At 74.1% G+C, this 2,813-nt stretch carries 2 protein-coding genes; both read left to right on the top strand.

Annotated elements, in window-relative coordinates:
* Positions 1 to 123 precede the first annotated feature (123 nt).
* Complete coding sequence (locus ACM2XV_RS13945; RefSeq protein WP_487027359.1) at positions 124 to 699, top strand: acyltransferase; 576 nt, start codon at positions 124 to 126, stop codon at positions 697 to 699.
* On the top strand, positions 696 to 2,813 hold a 2,118-nt coding region (locus ACM2XV_RS13940), incomplete at its 3' end, for a glycosyltransferase (protein ID WP_487027358.1). The genes ACM2XV_RS13945 and ACM2XV_RS13940, both read left to right, overlap by 4 nt.

The following is a 2,813-nucleotide window of genomic DNA, read 5'->3' as shown; positions in this document are numbered from 1 at the left end:
CACTGCGCGCGCCGCGCCCGGACTGAGCGCCGAGGACCTGCTCGCCGCCGTTCGTGCGGAGCTCGCCGCAGAGGGCGTGGCGGCAGCCGGCCCGGCCGCGCCGGTGGAAGAGGTGGTGGTCTCGTGAGCACGCTCAGGGACGGCATCCGCACGCTGCTGAATCCCCGCACGTATCTGCAGGCCCTCAAGCTCGCCAACTTCGCCGCCTACGCACACGTGGAGCAGCTTCGCCGGCTGCACCGTGGGGCCGGGGTGCGGATCGCGCCGAACGTGTCGTTCCGCAACGCAGAGCGCATCTGGGTCGGCGACGGCAGCCACCTCGGCGAGCACGGCGTGATCTGGGCGGGGAACTCTGCGGGCCGCATCGTGCTCGGGCCGAAGTGCCTGCTCGGGCCGAACGTGACGCTGACGGCGTCGAACTACGGGCTCGAGCAGGGCACGCCCGTGATGGACCAGCCCAAGGTCGAGCGCGACATCGTGCTCGGGGCCGACGTGTGGCTCGGCGCGAACGTGGTCGTCGTGGCCGGGGTGACGATCGGCGACGGCGCCGTAGCCGGCGCGGGGGCCGTCGTCACGAAGGACGTGCCGCCGAACGCGATCGTCGGCGGGGTGCCGGCGAAGCTGCTCGGCTATCGGCCCGTGCCCGATCCTCCAGCTGCCGCCCCGCGCGCCGACGCTCTCGCCGAGGAGCCCGCATGACCTCGCTCACCGTCGTGATCGTCAGCTACAACACGCGCGAGCAGACCCTCGCCTGCCTCGACTCGCTCGCCGCAGAGGCGGCCCGCGCGCCTGAGCTGCAGGTCACGGTGGTCGTCGTCGACAACGGCTCGGCCGACGGCTCGGTCGACGCCGTGCGGGCCGGGCATCCAGCGGCCCTCGTCATCGACGCGCGCGAGAATCTGGGCTTCGCGGCCGGTGTCAATCGCGGCGTCGCGCACGCGAGCGGCGAGTACGTGCTGCTGCTGAACCCCGACACGACGGTGCTGCCGGGTGCGCTCTCGGCCTTCGTGGGCTTCGCGGTGGCGCACCCCGAGCACGGGCTCTACGGCGGCCGCACCCTCGCCGCCGACGGCTCGCTCGAGCCGTCTTCCTGCTGGGGGGCTCCGAGCCTGTGGTCTCTGCTGTGCTTCGCCACGGGGCTCTCGACCGCGTTCGCCCGCTCGCGCGCGTTCGACCCCGAGTCGCTGGGGCGCTGGCAGCGCGACACCGTTCGCGAGGTCCCCGTGATCACGGGATGCCTGCTGCTCATGCGCCGCGCCGACTGGAACCGCCTCGGCGGAATGGACGAGCGCTTCTTCCTCTACGGCGAGGACGCCGAGTTCTCGCTGCGTGCGGCGGCCGCCGGAATGCGGCCCGTGATCGTGCCGGAGGCTGAGATCGTGCACACCGTCGGCGGTTCGACCTCCGAGAGCGGGCGGCAGCGGAACGGCCGCAAGATGAGCATGGTCATGGCGGGGAAGGCGACCCTGCTGCGGGCGCACTGGTCGCCCGGCCGGGCGCGCCTCGGCGTGGCGCTTCTCGAGGCGGGCGCGCTCACCCGCGGCCTGCTCGAGCGCGCCGTCGGCCGCTCGGGCGGCACCTGGGGCGAGGTCTGGCGGCGGCGGCGCGACTGGGCGCCGGGTTACCCTGCTGCGCGCCCGCGCCTCTTCGACGCATCCCCTGCCCCGGTCGTCACAAACGCGCGCTCCGGGGCCGGGAAACGCGCAAAAGCGACGACCGGGGGTGCAGACGGTGGGCTCGTGGTCGAGGCCGAGCCGGCGTTCCGCACCGAGCACGCGAATCCCTACACGGCGCGCCTCTACCGCAGCATGGCCGGACTCGGGGTGACGGTGCGCGACCTCAGCTACTGGCGGCTCGCGACCGCCCGTGTCGACGTGGTGCACCTGCACTGGCCCGAGCTCACCTTCCTCTCCGGCCACCGCTCCTGGCGGTCCATCGCGCGGCTCGCCCTGTTCTTCGGGGCGCTCCGCCTCGCCCGACGCCGTGGCACCCGCCTCGTGTGGACCGTGCACAACGTCGTCGACCACGAGCAGCGCTCGACCCCGGCCCTCCGGGCGCGCCTGCGCCGCCTGCTCGTCGCGAACGTCGACGGCATCCTGTCGCTCTCGGGCAGCGGCGTCGAGGCCGCGCGCGCGGCGTACCCCGAGCTCGCCGAACGCCCCGCCTTCGTCACGCCGCACGGGCACTACCGCGCCGACTATGACTTCTCGGCCCCGCGGGGGGCGGCGCGGGCGCGGCTCGGGCTCGGCGAAGACGGTCTGGTCGTGGCATCCGTCGGGCAATTGCGGCCATACAAGAACGTGCCGCGCCTTCTCGAGGTGTTCCGCGCGGCCGACCCCGTCGCGCAGCTCGCGGTCGCCGGGCGACCGTCGAGCGACGCGGAGCGCGAGCGCATCGTGGATGCCGCAGCGGGCGACCCCCGCATCGTGCTCGACCTCGCCTTCCAGTCGGGGCAGCGGGTGGCCGACTGGCTGCGGGCGAGCGATCTCGTGGTGCTGCCGTATCGGGCGATCGAGAACTCGGGGTCGGCGATCCTCGCCCTGTCGGCCAGCCGGCCCGTGCTCGTGCCCCGCATCGGCGCCATGGGCGAGCTGGCCGAGCTCGTCGGGCCCGCGTGGGTGCGCACCTACGAGGGCGACTTCGACGCCGCAGCACTCGCCGACGCCCTCGCCTGGGCGCGCGACGAGCCCCGCCCCGAGGTCGCCGACCTGGGTGCACTCGAGTGGGCCGCGATCGCGCAGGCCACGCTCGACGCGTATCGCGCCGTGCTGACCAGGGGCGAGACGCGCAGCGCAGAGAGGACGGAGCGCGCA

This window comes from Gryllotalpicola sp. CP2-P1 (assembly GCF_057512245.1).
This window is presented reverse-complemented; position numbering and strand designations above follow the sequence as displayed.